This window comes from Wohlfahrtiimonas chitiniclastica DSM 18708, assembly GCF_000375345.1.
Taxonomy (GTDB): domain Bacteria; phylum Pseudomonadota; class Gammaproteobacteria; order Cardiobacteriales; family Wohlfahrtiimonadaceae; genus Wohlfahrtiimonas; species Wohlfahrtiimonas chitiniclastica.
Genome location: NZ_AQXD01000001.1, coordinates 387,302 through 404,471 on the forward strand (window position 1 = coordinate 387,302; position 17,170 = coordinate 404,471).

A 17,170-nucleotide genomic window follows, 5' to 3' on the forward strand; every position below is an offset into this window, starting at 1 on the left:
CAGGTAATCAGCTAAGTATCATGTTAATAACGAATGATTCAATAAATATGATGACAATTTAAAGGAGTTTTTATGTCCTACATTCTGATTTTCAACTGCGGCAGTTCATCACTCAAATTCTCATTGATGGATGCAGACAGTGAAAAAGTAGAGCTCTCAGGTTTAGCCGAACGCTTAGGCGGCAATGGCGCGGAAATCACCACAAAATGCAATGGTGATAAAATCGTGGCGTCTCTTGGCAATGGGAGTGGACATCAAGAAGCCGTTGAATACATTTTAGCCTTCTTAAAAGAGAAAGGTTATTTAGAACAAATCCAAGCCATTGGGCACCGCGTGGTGCATGGTGGCAATAAATTTAAATCATCAGCCTTGATTGATCAAGAAGTGTTAGATCAAATCGAAGCGTGTGTGCCTTTAGCGCCACTGCATAACCCTGCAAACTTAATCGGCATTAAAACTGCACAAATGGCATTTCCACATTTACCGCAAGTGGCTGTGTTTGACACGGCATTCCATCAAACAATGCCAGAGACGGCCTATTTATATGCCATTCCGATGGAGTTATACCGTGATCACAATGTGCGCCGTTATGGTTTTCATGGCACAAGCCACCGTTTCATTGCCGAAAAAACCATCGATACATTGGGTTTAGATCCAAATGATCACTGCATCATCAGTGCGCATTTAGGCAATGGTTCATCTTTGGCCTCCATTAAAAATGGTCAGTCGATGGACACCACCATGGGCTTTACGCCGTTAGAAGGTTTGGTGATGGGCACGCGCTCAGGTGATGTGGATCCGGGGATTGTCAAATATCTCTCCACCATTTTAAACATTGATAGTTATGAGATTGATCACATTTTAAACACCAAAAGTGGGTTGCTTGGCGTCTCTGAATTATCAAATGATTGCCGCACATTGTGGGCGGCGGCTAAAGAAGGGCATCATGGTGCGCAAGTGGCATTAGAGATGATGAATTACCGTTTAGCGAAGAAAATTGTTTCCTACATCGTGCCCCTTGGCCGTTTAGATGCCTTGGTCTTTACAGGCGGCATTGGGCAAAATGACTTTATGAGCCGTAAAAAAGTGATCGAACATTTAGGCTTTTTAGGTTATCACCTAGATGAAGCGGCTAACGAAGCCACCGTCGGCGGCGCTGAAGGCGTAATCGCCACCAGTGAGACATTCGGTCAAGCCCTTGTATTGTGCACCGATGAAGAATTAATGATTGTGCGCGACACATTAGATGTGATTGCGTGCCTATAAGTCGCTTGATCCATGATTCATAAGATTTGAGGATAGATTGATGAAAACTTTATTTGTAAGCCCAATTGGACAAATCACCCATTTATATCCCATCACTTTTGCCTTGGTCAAAGCTTTGCGGGCAGAAGGTTTAAAAGTCGGATACATCAAGCCCATCAGTCAAACCCATCATGACACAGCCGTGTTGTATAAATATGTTTTTGATGAAACAGCGCCCATTTCATTGAATATGAATGAGGTGGAAGCCCTCATTTTAAAAGATGATTATGACACCATTTTAGAAAAGTCCATTGAACTTGTGGTGGATGCTCAGAAAAATCATGATGTTGTGGTGATCGAAGGGGTGGAATTCAATGCACGTAATCCATTTACAGAAAAGCTCAACTTAGATTTAGCCTCAACCTTTCAATCGGGTGTGATTTTTGCAGGCAATGCTGGGCACAATTCTTTATGTGAAATCGGCGAGTATTTGAATCTCTACATTAAGCGCTTTGCGCCACTGAAAAATTGGATTGCCGGTTACATCGCCAACAAAATGGCGGATCAAGTGTTGACCACAGAAGAGATGGCGTGCCAAATCCTCACAGATCAAAGCATTGCTTGCCTTGGCTTGATTGAGGAGAATCCTGTGCTCACGGATGTCAAAGATGTGGTGCGCTTCATTGAAGGACATTTACAATTACACTCTGTGATTGCCCATTTAAATGAGATGGTAGAGCATCCGATCACAACGCCGGCATTTTTCAAATATCGCCTCATGGAAAAAGCCCGTGAAGCCAATCAACGTATTGTATTACCAGAAGGTGATGAGCCGCGCACATTAAAAGCGGCCTTGATTTGTCATGAACGTCAATTGGCGCAATGTGTGTTATTGGGCGAGCGTGCAAAAATTGAGGCCGTGGCAGCAAGTGAAGGTTTAACCTTGCCAGAGGGCTTAGAGATTGTTGAACCACTCAATGTGTGTGATCAATATGTGGATACATTGGTGAAGCTCCGTCAGCACAAAGGCATGACCGAAGAGAAGGCACAAGCGCAGGTCAAAGACAGCGTGGTGCTTGGCACACTAATGTTGGCAAACGATGATGTCGATGGTTTGGTCTCTGGCGCTGTACACACAACAGCGGACACCATTCGCCCTGCGTTGCAATTGTTGGGCACAGATCAAAATTCCTCCATCGTCTCGAGCATCTTTTTTATGCTGATGCCAGAAGGTGCGCATGTGTACGGCGATTGTGCTGTGAACCCGAATCCAACGCCTGAACAGTTGGCCAATATTGCCATTCAATCGGCAAACTCTGCAAAAGCCTTTGACATTGAGCCACGGGTTGCTATGATTTCGTACTCGACGGGAAGCTCAGGCTCAGGTGTGGATGTAGAAGCGGTGGCAGAAGCCACAAAAATCGCTCAAACACAAGCGCCCGATTTGATGATTGACGGACCGATCCAATTTGATGCAGCATATGTGCCATCTGTGGGTAAACAAAAGTTACCGAACAGTCCGGTTGCAGGGCGCGCCACGGTGTTTATTTTCCCTGATTTAAATACGGGCAATACCACCTATAAAGCGGTGCAGCGCAGTGCAAATCTCATCAGTATTGGTCCTGTTTTACAAGGATTGGCAAAACCTGTGAATGATCTTTCTCGTGGTGCATTAGTGGAAGATATTGTCTACACAATTGCGATCACCGCAGTGCAGGCAGCACAACAGAAGAAGTAACAGGAGTTTTCTTTGCCAATTATTCGTAAAAGTAAAGTCGTGCCATATTCAGCAGCACAGATGTTTGATCTGGTCAATGATGTGGAAAAATACCCAGAATATCTGCCATGGTGCAAAACCGTGCGGATTTTACGCAACGCAACCACAGAGATGGATGTCTCTGTGGGGGTATTGATGGGGCCCGTGAATAAAACCTTCACCACGCGCAATCGTATGGTGGATCATGAAAGCATTGAGATGTCATTGCTCAATGGGCCGTTTAAAAAACTCAATGGTGAGTGGCGCTTTGTTTCGATCAATGAGAATGAGTGCCGCATTGAATTTGAGCTCGACTTTACCTTAGCCATCGGCTTATTGTCCGGGATGCTGAGTCCCATTTTTGAAAACATGTATGGCTCGATGATTAAAGCCTTTTCAGATCGTGCGAAGGTGATTTATGGCGAGCATTAAAATTGAGTATGTGCTTGCTTTGCCAGAGATGCAGTCGCAAGAGTATCAAATCTTGAATGAAGGGACGACATTAGGTGCCGCCTTGCCATATTTTGCATTAGATCAAAAGGCAAAAGCATTGATTGAAACGCCAGTGTATGGGATTTTTAATCAGATCGTGGATTTAGATTATGTTCTGCAAGCAGGCGATCGCATTGAAGTGTATCGCCCATTGCAGATTGATCCGAAAACAGCCCGTAAGATTAGGGCAGAGCGCAAAAAGCGTCTTAACTCAACGAAGTAAAATCGAGCTGACGCCAAGCTTCATAAATGGAGATGGCAACGCTATTAGATAAATTGAGACTTCTGCCATTGCCGCTCATCGGTAAGCGGCAGAGGGTTTCATGCGGACGGCTCTCTAAAAAACTCATGGGCAAGCCACGGGTTTCAGGGCCAAAGATTAAGGCGTCATTGTCTGAAAACTTCACATCAAAAAATGAACGCGTACCTTTTGTGGTCATTGCATAAGCATTGTTTGGCTGAATGAAGGCTAAGCACTCATCTAAGCTGTCCCATGTTTTAAGATCTGCCCATTCATGGTAATCAAGACCCGCGCGGCGCAGTGCTTTGTCTTCAAGCTCAAAGCCTAAAGGTTTAATTAAATGAAGTTTTGCCCCAGTATTGGCGCACAAACGGATGATGTTGCCTGTATTCGGTGGAATCTCAGGCTCAAATAAAATGATGGATAAACGACTCATTATTATGACTTATGTTTTGCGCAACCTCGATAGGTTTGCTGATTGATTTTTGCGGTGGCTGTGTGGGTAAACTCTTTACCTGCAACCGTACATGCTTCTTCTTTAAGGACAATGCTTGCTTGTTTATTGTCAGATACTAAAGTGGTTTTGTGGCCTTTTTCAGTGACTGACCAACCCATCATACGGCCTTCATAACGCCCGGGAAAAGAGCCATGGAAACGCTCACCATTGATGCTGATGTGCCATTCAGGTCCACGGCCTTCCATCTCCCAAAGGGTTTTTAAGGCCTCGGAATCCACTGTAGAAGGCGGTGCTTTACTCTGTGTGGCACAGCCCGCTAAACAAATGATCGCCAGTGTGATTCCGAAGGGTTTAAACATAAAAAGTCCTATGAATTAGTGTGATGCCTTATTGTGATGCTTAACAGCTGCTTCAATGAAGCTGTTGAACAATGGATGGCCATCACGTGGGCTTGAGTTGAATTCAGGATGTGCTTGACATGCGATGAACCAAGGATGCTCAGGGATCTCGATGAATTCAGCCAATTCTTTATCTTTAGACCAACCAGCAAAACGAAGGCCTGCTTGTTTTAACACATTGAGATAATCATTGTTGAATTCATAACGGTGTCTGTGGCGCTCAGAGATCTCATCTTTTTGATAGATGCTGTACACTTTTGAATCTTGCTCTAACACACACGTTTGCGCACCTAAACGCATGGTGCCACCGATGTCAGATTTAGCAGTTCTGTGTTCAGTTTGGCCAGCAGCATTGGTGAATTCCGTGATTAAACCAATCACAGGATGCGGCGTATCTGAACGGATTTCTGTGCTGTTTGCATCTGTTAAACCAGCCACATTACGTGCATATTCAATCACCGCCATTTGCATGCCTAAGCAGATGCCTAAATAAGGCACTTTATTTTCACGGGCATAACGCACAGCTTTGATCTTACCTTCTGTACCGCGTGAACCAAAACCGCCGGGCACTAAGATGGCATCAATGTTTTCAAAGTATTGTGCCAATTGCTCATCATTTTCAGCCGTCTCTAATGTTTCAGAGTCTAAATACTGAATGTTGACTTTGACTGAGTTTTGAATGCCTGCATGGAACAATGCTTCATTGACAGATTTATAAGCATCCGCCAATTCAATGTATTTACCCACCATGAGCACATTAATTTGTGCCGTTGGGGCCAAGATTTTCTCAACCACATGATCCCATTCAGATAAATCTGCCGCTGGTGCAGACAGTTTTAAATAATCTAAAACGATGCGATCTAAGCCTTCTTCATGCAAAATGCGTGGCAATTCATAAATGGTGCGCGCATCTAAACATTGAATCACGGCATCTTTAGAAACGTTCGTAAAGAGGGCAATCTTGCTTCTTTCATCTTCAGGAATGGGGGCTTCAGAGCGACAGATCAAAATGTCTGGTTGAATACCAATGGAGCGCAGCTCTTTAACAGAATGTTGTGTGGGCTTAGTTTTAAGCTCGCCAGAGGCACGCAAATAAGGCACCAATGTTAAGTGCATGAATAAGGATTGATCACGACCCAATTCAGAGCGCAATTGACGAATCGCTTCTAAGAAAGGTAAAGATTCGATGTCACCTACGGTGCCGCCAATTTCGATCAAGGCAATATCAGCATCACCTGCCGCTTGACGAATACAGGTTTTGATTTCGTTGGTGATGTGTGGAATCACTTGCACAGTGCCACCTAAGTAGTCACCACGGCGTTCGCGTTGGATCACATTTAAATACACACGACCTGCACTGACACTGTTTTTGCGCGTCGCAGTCATGCGAATGAAGCGCTCATAGTGACCGAGGTCTAAGTCAGTTTCTGCGCCATCTTCTGTCACATAAACTTCACCATGTTGAAATGGGCTCATTGTTCCAGGATCCACGTTGATGTATGGATCCAATTTCATCATGGTTACTTTAAGTTTGCGCGATTCTAAAATAGCGCCAAGAGAGGCAGCAGCAATGCCTTTACCGAGTGATGAAACAACACCACCAGTCACAAAGATAAAACGAGTCATGAAATAGTTCCTGATTTGGATAAAAATGTATATATATCAGGGATTGCATTGTACTATACCCCCGCCGATTTTGCGATAGACAATTGAGAGAAATTTATACGAATTGCTGATTGACTGTGCAATTGATCCGCAATACACCGGACGGCATGCGTTGAAGTTGTGTATAATTCGCCCTTTGAATTGATGAGTACATGGCATGAAAAAAATTTCTGTGGTGGGTTTAGGTTGGTTAGGATTGCCCTTAGCGCAAGCATTATTGGCAAATGGGCATCAGGTGCAAGGTTCAAAGAGCTCAAGTGAAGGGGTAGAACAGGCCCAAAGTGAAGGTGTTGAGTGTCAATTGTTCAACACAACCCTTGATTTTTCATTGCGCAATCCTAAGGTTAAATCTCTCTTCAGTGTTGATACACTCGTGCTCACGTTGCCGCCAACGGGGCATCATGGGCATGCAAAATATCCAATGATTATGGCAGCTTTGGCAAAAACAGCTGAATATTGCGGCGCAAAACAGATCATCTTTACAAGCTCAACATCTGTGTATGGTCAATATATGGATGTGGTCAATGAATTTTCCATGACATTACCCATCACAGAGTCCGCCAAAGCTGTTTTAAAGGCAGAGCAAGCCATTTTAGCGGCCGTCAAAATTCCCGTCACCATTGTGCGTTTAGGGGGATTATTAGGCGGTGAACGTACGCCAATGGCATGGATGGCGCGTAAAAATACGTTTGATCGTCCGCATCAATGTGTCAATTTAGTGGATCGCAAAGATGCCGTTGCCGCCATTTGTGCCATCATTGAGGCTGAGCCGAATCGTGCCATTTATAATGTGGTCTCTCCAATTCATCCGACACGTTATGAGTATTATACGCGCATTGCCGTGGATCATCGCTTACCATTGCCAACGTTTACGGAAGAGGCACATCATGGCTTGATGAGCAAAGCGCCTTATGTGGATGGGCAGCGCATTTGTCAGGCGCTGCCATTTAATTATCAGTACTCGATTTATCCTGCCTAATGGATCAATGATGATGGGCGCGCGCTTCGATGGACAATTGGCGAATCATGTGCTCAAAATCTGAATGGCGTTCGCGATTTTGATGGGCAATTGTGGCATATAGGCACACAATTGTGATCAACATCGCGATCATAATCTTTTCCGGCAGTGTCAGTGTGTGTAATTTTTGCATGGCCATACTCATCAACTTTACATAAATATAATATATGACTTCATTATACATACAAATTTACAATAAATAACACATTGCGTGAATTATTTATTAATTAACTGAAAAATATAGAAAAAATATTTAAAATCAATGATTGAATTGCATCAGTGTTGGTTTTTGTCAAGCTCGGTGAATTCATTTTCTAAATGGTCTAGGAAACTGCGCACTGCTGGAATCACACCGCGGCGCGATGGATACACCGCATGCACCACTTCATCTTCAAAGCGCCAGTTTGGCAACAATTGCACCAATTGACCCGCCGCCAGCTCTTCTTGAATGATCATTGCAGGCAGTTTGACGGCACCAATGCCATTGACGGCGGCTTTTTTCAATAAAGAGAGATCTGTGGTCATGAATTTAGGCGTGAAGGGAATGAGGGTAGAAACATTGTGGTTGTCTAACAGTTCCCATTGATTGCGATCCCGATATTGACTGTGCACCATTGATGGATAACGAAAGAGATCTTTTGGGTGGTTGATCACGCCGATCTCTTCGATGAGATCGGGGCTGGCCACCAATAATTGTTGGCGCATGCTTAAGCGCTTCATGACATATTCACTGTCTTTAAAAGGTGGGGTTGAGACCCTTAAAGCGATGTCAATGCCTTCATGTACCAGATCAATGCGTCGGTTGGTGGCATCGACAATCATGTCCACTTCTGGATTGTTCTTTAAAAAGCTTGTGATCATCTCTTCCACAGAAAGATGCAGCAATGTGATGGGGCAGGTGATGCGGATCAATCCGCGTGGCTTTGCTTGGGCTTCCATGATGGAGGCTTGGGCAATTTCTGCTTTATCGAGCATCGATTGACAGTGGGCGTAATAGGTTTGCCCAATGTCTGTGACAGAAAAATGGCGCGTGGTGCGATGAATGAGGCGCACGCCTAACTCCTCTTCTAAAGCAGCCAAATGACGGCTGAGTTTAGACTTAGGCACGCGCAAATGTTTACTCGCCTCGCTAATGCCGCCATGTTCTACGATTTTGGCAAAATAATATAGCTGGTTGAGGTCTATCATTGACGCGTGATCCTATTTAATACTTAACTTTAACAGAGACATCATGGAACGCACGGGTGACATTTTCCAATAAATCATCACTGAGGCGCACTGTCCAAGAGGGTCCTAATTTTATCAAGATATTGGCGTCATGGTTTTGAAATTTTAAATAAATGGGTTTGCCTTCTGCCGCTCTAAAATTAGCCACCGTTTCGATCAGTTGTTCGATGCGTGCCACATCAATGGAGGTTTTATTGTGCAAAATCAAGGCGCGCGCCATTGTATTTCTCGTGCTTTCAATCGTTTCGATGCTCAATGGGCGAGTGCGCATGCCATTGTTGAATTCATCCCACATTAAAGAGCCTTTGACCACTAAGATGCTTTTTGTCGATAAGGGCTCATTTAAATTTTCTAAATGCTCATCATAAAGACGCAGTTCCATGCGTCCTGTGCGGTCATCTAAAGTGACAAATGTCATCTTTTGACCCTTTTGATTGATTTTTGTGCGCATTTGAATCACGATGCCAGCAATGGTGCATTCAGGCTCAGCAGCGCGCGCGACACGGTAACCGGGCTGCGTCATAGTGAGCACTTCACCGATGGAGTGGCTCGTGATGGCTTTGATCTCATGGCGGTAGCGGTTGATGGGGTGTGTGGTGAGATAAAAGCCTAAGGTGGCACTTTCATGCTCGAGTAACATGCGTTCAGACCATGCATCACCACGTTTGAGCGGTGTTGTGATGGTCACAGTACTGCCTGCATCATCGCCAAATAAACCAAAGAGATCTTCTTGCCCTGAATTTTGATTGCGGTGATGCTGCTCTGCTGAATGAATGGCATCCGGCAAGGTTTCTAAAAGATCGGCACGGAATTGACAGCGCGCCTCCACTGATTGAACGGCAGGATCTAAACCATCTAATGCGCCTGCTTTGATCAAAGTTTCCACAACGCGGCGATTCATTTTGGATAAATCAATGCGGCGACAAAAATCAAACAGATCCACAAAGCGACCATTGTTTTGTCTTTCATCAATGGCTTGTAATGCAGCCGCTTCACCGACGCCCTTAATGGCGCCAAGGCCATAGATGATCTCGCCTTTGTCGCTGACGGTGAATTTATAATGGGAGCGATTGACATCTGGCGGTAAAATTTTGAGCCCCATGTCTTCGCACTCTTCAATGAAGGTCACCACTTTTTCGGTGTTGTCCATGTCAGAAGATAAAACAGCCGCCATGAATTCAGCGGGATAATGGGCTTTGAGATACGCCGTTTGATAAGAGACCAACGCATACGCAGCAGAGTGGGATTTGTTAAAGCCGTAGCCTGCGAATTTTTCCATCAAATCAAAGAGGGCACCGGCTTTTTCTTTATCAAAGCCCAATTCTTCTGCCCCTTGCATGAATAATCCACGCTGTTTTTCCATCTCTTCAGGCAATTTTTTACCCATCGCACGGCGCAATAAATCCGCGCCGCCTAAGGTGTAATTACCGATGACTTGGGAAATCTGCATCACTTGCTCTTGATACACGATGACGCCATAAGTGGGCGCAAGGACTGTTTCAAGCTCAGGGAAGGGATATTCAATTTCTGCGCGACCATGTTTACGGTTGATGAAGTCCTCCACCATGCCAGATTCTAGCGGGCCCGGTCTAAAGAGCGCCACAAGAGCGATGATGTCCTCAAAGGTATCGGGCTGTAAACGACGGATCAAATCCTTCATGCCGCGGGATTCTAGCTGGAAAACGGCGGTTGTTTTACAGGATTTTAAAAGATCAAAGGCCGCTTTATCATCCAGCGGAATGTCGAGAATGTTGATCTCAAGGCCATGAGTTTTTTGGATGTTCTGAATGGCCCAGTTGATGATGGTGAGCGTACGTAATCCCAAGAAGTCAAACTTCACAAGCCCAGCCGATTCCACATCACTTTTATCATATTGTGCCACCAAAGCTTCACTGCCTTCTTCACAGTATAAAGGTGAGAAGTCAGTGATGGTGGTGGGGGAAATCACAACGCCACCGGCGTGGCGCCCAACGGATTTGGTCAAGCCTTCTAATTGTTTGGCATAATCAATGAGTTCTTTAACTTCTTCATCTTTTTCATAAAGATCATGGAGTTCAGGCTCTTGCATTAAGGCCTTATCTAAAGTGATGCCAAGATCAAAAGGAATGAGTTTAGCAATGCGATCCACAAAACCATAAGGATGGCCAAGGGCGCGCCCCACATCACGAATCACCGCTTTTGCTGCCATGGTGCCATGCGTGGCAATTTGGGAGACGGCATCGCGGCCATATTTTTCTGCCACATATTCAATCACGCGGTCGCGGCCTTCCATACAAAAGTCCACGTCAAAGTCCGGCATTGAAACACGTTCAGGATTCAAGAAACGCTCAAAGAGTAAATCATAAGGGAGTGGATCTAAATCTGTGATTTTCAGTGCCCATGCCACCAATGAGCCTGCACCTGAACCACGGCCGGGTCCCACAGGAATGTCATGATCTTTTGACCATTGAATGAAGTCCGCAACGATTAAGAAGTAACCTGGGAAACCCATGTTGATGATCACATCGAGCTCAATTTTAAGGCGCTCTTCATAGGCTTTTTGTTGTGGGTGATTCTCCCCAATGCGGTATTTAAGCCCTTCATAGGAAAGATGACGGAAATAATCATCCATTGTCATGCCTTCAGGCACGGGGAAATTGGGCAAACAAGGCTTCCCTAAAGAGAGCTCAACGGTGCAGCGTTTGGCGATCTCCACTGTATTTTCAATGGCTTCAGGGATGTCTGAAAAGAGCGCGATCATCTCTTCAGGGGACTTTAAATATTGCTCAGGGCTGTATAAACGGGGGCGTTTATTGTCAGAGATGACATTGCCAGCTTGGATACACGTGCGGATTTCATGTGCATCAAAGTCACTTTTATGTAAAAAGCGCACATTATTCACGGCTACAAGCGGCAATTGATGGCTGATTGCTAGGCGCTTTGCTGCAAGGATGAAGGCTTCATCATTGTCTTGCTCAGTGCGGGATAAGCCTAAATATAAACGATCTTTAAAGGCGGCAAAGGGCGCTAAAGATTTGCCCCAATCTTCTTCTTTAAGGGTGAGGAGCATTGTGCCAATCGGGCTCTCTTTACCCGCAATGAGGATTAAACCTTCATTGAATTCATTGAGCCATTCATAGGTAATGTGAGGCACGCCGCGCTCTTGCCCGTGACGATAGCCTTCACTCAATAATTTAGAGAGATTCAAATAACCTGTATAGTTTTGCGCAAGGAGCGTCATGCGTCCTAAGTATTCATGCCCATTTTTGAGGTGGCACTCTGCGCCAATGATGGGTTTGATGCCATTTTTAAGGGCCGTTTCGTAAAACTTAATGGCGGCAAAGGCATTGCCCATGTCCGTTAAGGCAACACACTCCACATGTTGTTCTTTCAGCTGACCAAATAATGGTTTAATGCGGATCAAACCATCGCTGATGGAGAACTCCGTATGTAGATTGAGGTGGACAAAGCGCATGAAAATCCTTGTGAATTTGATCGTTAAAGCCGAATATTGTAACACGATGCCGGCAAAGGGATAAGCATTGCGCGCGATAAAAGCAAAAGGGCAGAGATTGCCCTTTGTGAGGGGTTGATTTTATGCTGCATGCAGCGTGCGAGATAGGTGAGACATCATGGCATAACGCAGTGCGGCATAACGTGTGGCATGATGAATGCGCTGTTTTTTCAAGCGAAAGGTGCGCATTGCTTCTGTGGCATGATAGTGACAAGCACGCATGAGATCGCTCACGCTGCTATTTTGAAATTGCACACTCAATTCAATGGCGGTGCGCACAATGTTATCTTTCTCAGTTTGAGGCAGTGAGTTAAAAAGTTGATAAAAACGTTCTTGCTTAATCATCGAATCACCTCGAGCTTATGGGTTATAAAATATAACTTAATTATAACTTTGGTTATGAGGAAGTCAATAAAATTGCAACAAAGCACATAATAAAAACCCTCTGATCAATGAGATGAGAGGGCAATGAATAGGATGGAGAGTCCTGAATGTTATAACAATGTCGCGTACCAAAACACGCGGCCAATGACGGTGATCTGCTCTAACGGCACATCAAAGGCGGGATATTCCTCGCGGTTGTAGGATTCAACCGTAATGAGGCTGCCGGTTTTGTGCTTGAGTTTTTTCATTTGTAATAAGCCGTCATTGTTAATGGCGTAAACATCGCCATCAATGATTTTTTGATGGGTTAAATCAATGCCCACCGTCGAGCCATTTTTAAACACAGGCTCCATGCTATCACCTTTGACCGTGACGCAAATGGCATCTTTTGGCGAGACATTACCTTCTCTGAGCATGCTGCGAGAAAAGCGAATAGTGCGCCCTTCATAATCATCAAGTTCAGTGGCACCATGTCCTGCGGACAATTGCACATCTTTATAAAACGGAATGAGCACATCGTCATCATCTTCTGTCGGGGCTTTGCTGCTAAACTGTTCTTCCCCAAACAATAACCAATGTTCTGGCACATTAAAATAGTTGGCAATTTGTGGTAAATAGCGGCTGCGCTTTGTTCTGCCTTGACAAATTTTTGAGATGGCAGCTTGAGAAATTCCCACATCATGGGCGAGAATTTCTTGAGAAATTTTACGTTCATCAATCAATAAATTGATGCGATCGGCAATGTTTTGCATATAGACTCTCCTTGTGAAGTTATCAATATAATTTAAAGTTATAAAAATAACAAGGCAAAAGGCGCATGGCAACGGGATTTTGCCCATAATGTATAATTTTTTCGCTTGAAAAAAAGAGAAGCCGACCCATATTGATAGACGTTAAATTATCGACATTCAATTTATTGGACACTTGGAGACATTATGAGCCAAAAAGAGACCTTACAATTTCAAACAGAAGTCAATCAATTACTCAAACTCATGATCCATTCCCTTTATTCGAATCATGAGATTTTTTTGCGCGAACTGATTTCAAATGCCTCCGATGCATTAGATAAGCGCCGTTTTGAAGGCTTGACCAATGCTGCATTGATCGAAAATCAAGGCAACCCTGAGATTTTAATTCAGATGGATAAAGCCGAGAAAACTTTAACCATCAGCGATAACGGCATTGGCATGACGCGTGATGAGGTGATTGAAAACATCGGCACCATCGCAAAATCTGGCACAAAAGCCTTTTTAGAGCAATTAACCGATGAAGATAAAGACGCTTCGCAATTGATTGGTCAATTTGGTGTGGGTTTTTATTCTGCCTTCATTGTGGCCGATCACGTGACTTTAACCACACGTAAAGCGGGCGAGCCTGAAAACAGCGCGGTGATTTGGTCATCGGCTGGGGAAGGGGAGTTCTCGTTAGAAGCCACCACAAAAGCGCGCGCAGGGACAGAGATTGTGTTACACATGCGCGATGAGCACAGTAACTTATTGAATGAATGGTCTTTAAAACAGATCATCACCAAATATTCTGACCACATTGCCTATCCTGTGATGATGGAAGTGGAAAAAGTGGAAACAGTGCCCGCAGAAAAAGAGGGCGAAGAACCCACAACCACAACAACGGTTGCCATTGAACAAGTGAACTCTGCCACATCCATTTGGCAGCGTGATAAAAAAGATGTGCCAGATGCGGATTATGAAGCATTTTATCAACACATCAGCCATGATTATGACAAGCCTTTGACATGGTCACGCAATAAGGTGGAAGGGAAAGTCTCTTACACATCTTTATTGTACATCCCAAGCCATTCTGCACAGAACATGTGGGAACAAAACAGTGAATATGGCTTACAGTTGTATGTGCGCCGCGTGTTCATTATGAATGCGAATGAAAAATTGTTGCCCCGTTATTTGCGCTTTGTCAAAGGTGTGGTGGATACAGCAGATTTGCCGCTGAATGTGTCGCGTGAGATTTTACAATCCTCTTCAACCTTAGATGCCATCAAGCAAGGTGTGACGCGTCGCGTATTGTCGATGATTGAAGCATTGGCAAATACGGAGCAAGAGAAATTTACGCAGTTTTATCAAGCCTTCAGCCGCATTTTAAAAGAGGGCATTGGCGAAGATCACAGCAATAAAGAGAAAATTGCCGGCTTATTGCGCTTTGCTTCCACGCAAACGGATGAAGAGCAGGTTTCTTTTGCCGATTACATCAGCCGCATGAAAGAAGGGCAGGAGAACATTTACTTCATCACCACCGATAATCTCAATACAGCAAAAAATAGCCCGCACTTAGAGATTTATCGTGAAAAAGGTTATGAAGTGATCCTCATGACGGATGTGATCGATGATTGGATGATGGGTTATTTATCTGAATTTGAAGGTAAAAAATTCGTCAATATCGCCAAAGGTGATGTGCATTTAGACAATGATGAGAAAAAAGAGGATGAAGAACCTCAATTAGATCATGAAGAGAAGGCCATCATTGATAAATTGACTCATGTGTTAGGCAACCATGTGGAAAAAGTGAAGGTGTCTAAACGCTTGACCAATTCAGCTTCTGTGCTTGTGCGTAATGAATATGCATTGAGCAGTCACTTTGAGAAAATGCTCAAAGAAGCGGGGCATGATGTGCCAAATATGAAACCTTGGTTAGAGGTGAATGTGAAGCATCCGCTCGTTGAACGCATCGCAAGAGAGACAGACAATGCGGTTGCCGATGATTTGGCGATGCTGATCTATGAAGAGGCATTATTATTAGAGGGATCACAGCTTGAAAATCCATCAGAATTCGTCAATCGTCTCAATCGATTGATGAAGTAATGCGCAAAAGGCAAAAACGATCATTAATTAATCAGTTTTTGCCTTTACTTTTTGAAAAAGTCCCTTATAATACATGCTTCCTGATTACGGAGAAGTGGCCGAGAGGCTGAAGGCGCGCCCCTGCTAAGGGCGTATACGTTAATAGCGTATCGAGGGTTCGAATCCCTCCTTCTCCGCCAGTTAGATTGTTAAAAGCCCCATTTTATGGGGCTTTTGCATATTTAGCGTTTAGAAATACTCATTACTGTACTCATTAATATTTTTCTTAAGTACCATAAAGTTTTAAATGATCAAACCATCGATAATAATCAACCTTAAGTGCGATTTTGATCATCATAACTAAATTAAGCGGTGGTGTATGAAAAGTGAAAAATGTTGGCGTCATAAAATATATGGAATAATATTGGCGCTGATTGTCGTGTTTTTAATTTGTATGTTTCTGTTTCCATCCGTTGGCGTTCAGCAAATTGAAAATTGTATTCATCGCCATGGATCATTGATTGCAGGTTTAATTGCTCTAGGTGTTGCATTTTATACTGTGTCTGCGCATAAGGCTCAAGCTAAAAAGGAGCTTGCAGAAAAGGATAGAAAAGAGGCGTTGATAGCGCTCATGGATATTGAAATTCAAGTTAAATTTCTGAGTAATGAATTACTTCAAAATCCTGTCGATTTACCTATGAGCAAAACTTTAGAAGCGGCCAGTGTTCAATTATTCAGATGTGCTGTAATTGTAGATAATTACCTAATGCATAGTCAGGATGAAGTTGCTAAACTTCAATCGGATTTGATACTTAAGCAATCGTTACTGTTTCAAAGATATTTATTGCATATCAAGGTATTGAAACAATATCCAGAAATGCTTAAGCAAGAAACCATTCGATGGAGGGCTGAAGAGTTAAATGAATATCTCAGAGCAGTTAATTTAATTATTGATGAACTCAACATGTTAGATACTCGTGGAGAACATATTGATTTGTATGAATCAAATTCTGTTTTTAAAAAAAAGTTGAAAAATAATTGTGATGTAGGACAAGCCTTTGGCGATCTTCATCGATCAGTGATCATTAAATTGATAGAAAAAGTTAGACGAATCAATGAAATAAGATAGCATAGTAAGTGTAAAAAAATATAATGTATATATAAAAAACTGATGATGAAGAAAGAAAAATATTGCTCAGTCTTAATGACCACTTTGATGATTGGCATTCCTTTGGGTGCTGTCTTGATCCTGATCGTTTATGCATTTGGTTTTATGACGGTGCCTGAGGGTAAATCCACATATGACTTTATAGTGGATCATGGCTCATTAATGGCGGGCTTCATGGCTTTGATCGCCGCAATCATTGCTTTTTACTCTCAAAAACAATCTACTCACAAGCAGATAGATGCACAAAGATATTTAGCATTAGAAAGCTTAAGAATTTCTAAAATAGAAGAATTATATAGCGTTGTAGAAGGGTTGAGGATTAAGATTATCTTAACTCGGTCTGACAAGGTGAAAGACCCTGTCACGGATATAGATGTATTTATTCATGATCTTAGTAAAGTCATCATGTTGTGTCAATTGCATAGTATCGTCGATGATGATTTATTAAATAAGTATAAAAACAGTGTTCACGCACTTTTGTCAGTATGGAAAACTTGCGCGGATCAAATGTTGAATGGGGAAAAATTATCTGAGGAAGATGCTGATGAGTTCCAAAAAAATAGCTTACTTTTCTTGGAAAATACAGATCAGTTTCTTAGTCATTTGAGCTCTTTGAGCCGATCGAATGGCTAATGTTTATATGATAGCTTTTGCATTATTTTGATTGTTGAGCGTATTTTTTAGCGCCTAAATCTCCAATCATCCATTAAATTATAATTTAATTATCTAAATCAAATTATTATTTTTTACTTATTGATTTTTAAAAACTTGATTATAAAATTAACTCATGAGATATATGTTAATATAAAATATTGA

General features: G+C 43.1%; 16 protein-coding genes and 1 tRNA gene. 9 read left to right on the top strand and 8 right to left on the bottom strand.

Annotated elements, in window-relative coordinates:
* The first annotated feature begins 72 nt into the window (after positions 1–72).
* Genes B143_RS0101770 through B143_RS0101785 form a run of 4 tightly spaced genes read left to right on the top strand, consistent with a single transcriptional unit; the run spans position 73 to position 3,716 of the window.
* On the top strand, positions 73–1,266 hold the full coding sequence (locus B143_RS0101770) for an acetate kinase (RefSeq protein ID WP_018121939.1): 1,194 nt from the start codon (positions 73–75) through the stop codon (positions 1,264–1,266).
* 40 nt (positions 1,267–1,306) lie between these two features.
* Complete coding sequence (gene pta, locus B143_RS0101775; protein ID WP_018121940.1) at positions 1,307–2,983, top strand: phosphate acetyltransferase; 1,677 nt, start codon at positions 1,307–1,309, stop codon at positions 2,981–2,983.
* 12 nt (positions 2,984–2,995) lie between these two features.
* Positions 2,996–3,433, top strand: coding sequence for a type II toxin-antitoxin system RatA family toxin (locus tag B143_RS0101780; protein WP_018121941.1), 438 nt, complete (start codon positions 2,996–2,998; stop codon positions 3,431–3,433).
* Positions 3,420–3,716, top strand: a complete 297-nt coding sequence (locus tag B143_RS0101785) for an RnfH family protein (RefSeq protein WP_018121942.1) — start codon at positions 3,420–3,422, stop codon at positions 3,714–3,716. Before B143_RS0101780 ends, B143_RS0101785 begins: the two co-directional genes overlap by 14 nt.
* Here B143_RS0101785 and trmL read toward each other — a convergent pair.
* From trmL to pyrG, 3 genes are read right to left on the bottom strand one after another with little or no spacing between them, the layout of a single operon-like run.
* On the bottom strand, positions 3,700–4,170 hold the full coding sequence (gene trmL, locus B143_RS0101790; RefSeq protein ID WP_008314959.1) for a tRNA (uridine(34)/cytosine(34)/5-carboxymethylaminomethyluridine(34)-2'-O)-methyltransferase TrmL: 471 nt from the start codon (positions 4,168–4,170) through the stop codon (positions 3,700–3,702). The two genes, B143_RS0101785 and trmL, sit on opposite strands and share 17 nt — an antisense overlap.
* A gap of 2 nt (positions 4,171–4,172) precedes the next feature.
* Positions 4,173–4,550 (bottom strand): hypothetical protein, encoded by a 378-nt coding sequence (locus tag B143_RS0101795; RefSeq protein WP_018121943.1) that lies wholly within the window; start codon positions 4,548–4,550, stop codon positions 4,173–4,175.
* Between the two features lie 15 nt (positions 4,551–4,565).
* Positions 4,566–6,215 carry a CTP synthase gene (gene pyrG / locus B143_RS0101800; RefSeq protein WP_018121944.1) on the bottom strand — a complete coding sequence of 550 codons (1,650 nt, stop codon included), beginning with the start codon at positions 6,213–6,215 and terminating at the stop codon, positions 4,566–4,568.
* Between the two features lie 196 nt (positions 6,216–6,411).
* Here pyrG and B143_RS0101805 point away from each other — a divergent pair, with 196 nt between their 5' ends.
* On the top strand, positions 6,412–7,233 hold the full coding sequence (locus B143_RS0101805; protein ID WP_018121945.1) for an NAD-dependent epimerase/dehydratase family protein: 822 nt from the start codon (positions 6,412–6,414) through the stop codon (positions 7,231–7,233).
* A gap of 4 nt (positions 7,234–7,237) precedes the next feature.
* Here B143_RS0101805 and B143_RS09965 read toward each other — a convergent pair whose 3' ends face one another.
* The 5 genes from B143_RS09965 to B143_RS0101830 all read right to left on the bottom strand — a co-directional run bounded on the left by B143_RS09965 (position 7,238) and on the right by B143_RS0101830 (position 13,128).
* On the bottom strand, positions 7,238–7,405 hold the full coding sequence (locus B143_RS09965; protein ID WP_169328681.1) for a hypothetical protein: 168 nt from the start codon (positions 7,403–7,405) through the stop codon (positions 7,238–7,240).
* A 143-nt stretch (positions 7,406–7,548) separates the two neighbouring features.
* On the bottom strand, positions 7,549–8,460 hold the full coding sequence (locus B143_RS0101815) for a LysR substrate-binding domain-containing protein (RefSeq protein WP_018121947.1): 912 nt from the start codon (positions 8,458–8,460) through the stop codon (positions 7,549–7,551).
* Between the two features lie 16 nt (positions 8,461–8,476).
* Complete coding sequence (dnaE, locus tag B143_RS0101820; protein WP_018121948.1) at positions 8,477–11,953, bottom strand: DNA polymerase III subunit alpha; 3,477 nt, start codon at positions 11,951–11,953, stop codon at positions 8,477–8,479.
* Positions 11,954–12,073: 120 nt separating this feature from the next.
* Complete coding sequence (locus B143_RS0101825) at positions 12,074–12,337, bottom strand: hypothetical protein (protein ID WP_008314949.1); 264 nt, start codon at positions 12,335–12,337, stop codon at positions 12,074–12,076.
* A gap of 149 nt (positions 12,338–12,486) precedes the next feature.
* Entirely contained in the window at positions 12,487–13,128 is a 642-nt protein-coding gene (locus B143_RS0101830) for an XRE family transcriptional regulator (RefSeq protein WP_018121949.1), read from the bottom strand.
* A gap of 183 nt (positions 13,129–13,311) precedes the next feature.
* Here B143_RS0101830 and htpG point away from each other — a divergent pair, with 183 nt between their 5' ends.
* The 4 genes from htpG to B143_RS0101850 all read left to right on the top strand — a co-directional run bounded on the left by htpG (position 13,312) and on the right by B143_RS0101850 (position 16,987).
* On the top strand, positions 13,312–15,207 hold the full coding sequence (gene htpG, locus B143_RS0101835) for a molecular chaperone HtpG (protein WP_018121950.1): 1,896 nt from the start codon (positions 13,312–13,314) through the stop codon (positions 15,205–15,207).
* An 88-nt stretch (positions 15,208–15,295) separates the two neighbouring features.
* Positions 15,296–15,386: transfer RNA gene (locus tag B143_RS0101840), tRNA-Ser, on the top strand.
* A gap of 179 nt (positions 15,387–15,565) precedes the next feature.
* Positions 15,566–16,315, top strand: a complete 750-nt coding sequence (locus B143_RS0101845) for a hypothetical protein (RefSeq protein WP_018121951.1) — start codon at positions 15,566–15,568, stop codon at positions 16,313–16,315.
* Between the two features lie 42 nt (positions 16,316–16,357).
* The gene (locus tag B143_RS0101850) at positions 16,358–16,987 is read left to right on the top strand and encodes a hypothetical protein (RefSeq protein ID WP_155964842.1); all 630 of its coding nucleotides are present in this window, start codon (positions 16,358–16,360) and stop codon (positions 16,985–16,987) included.
* The last annotated feature ends 183 nt before the right edge of the window (positions 16,988–17,170 follow it).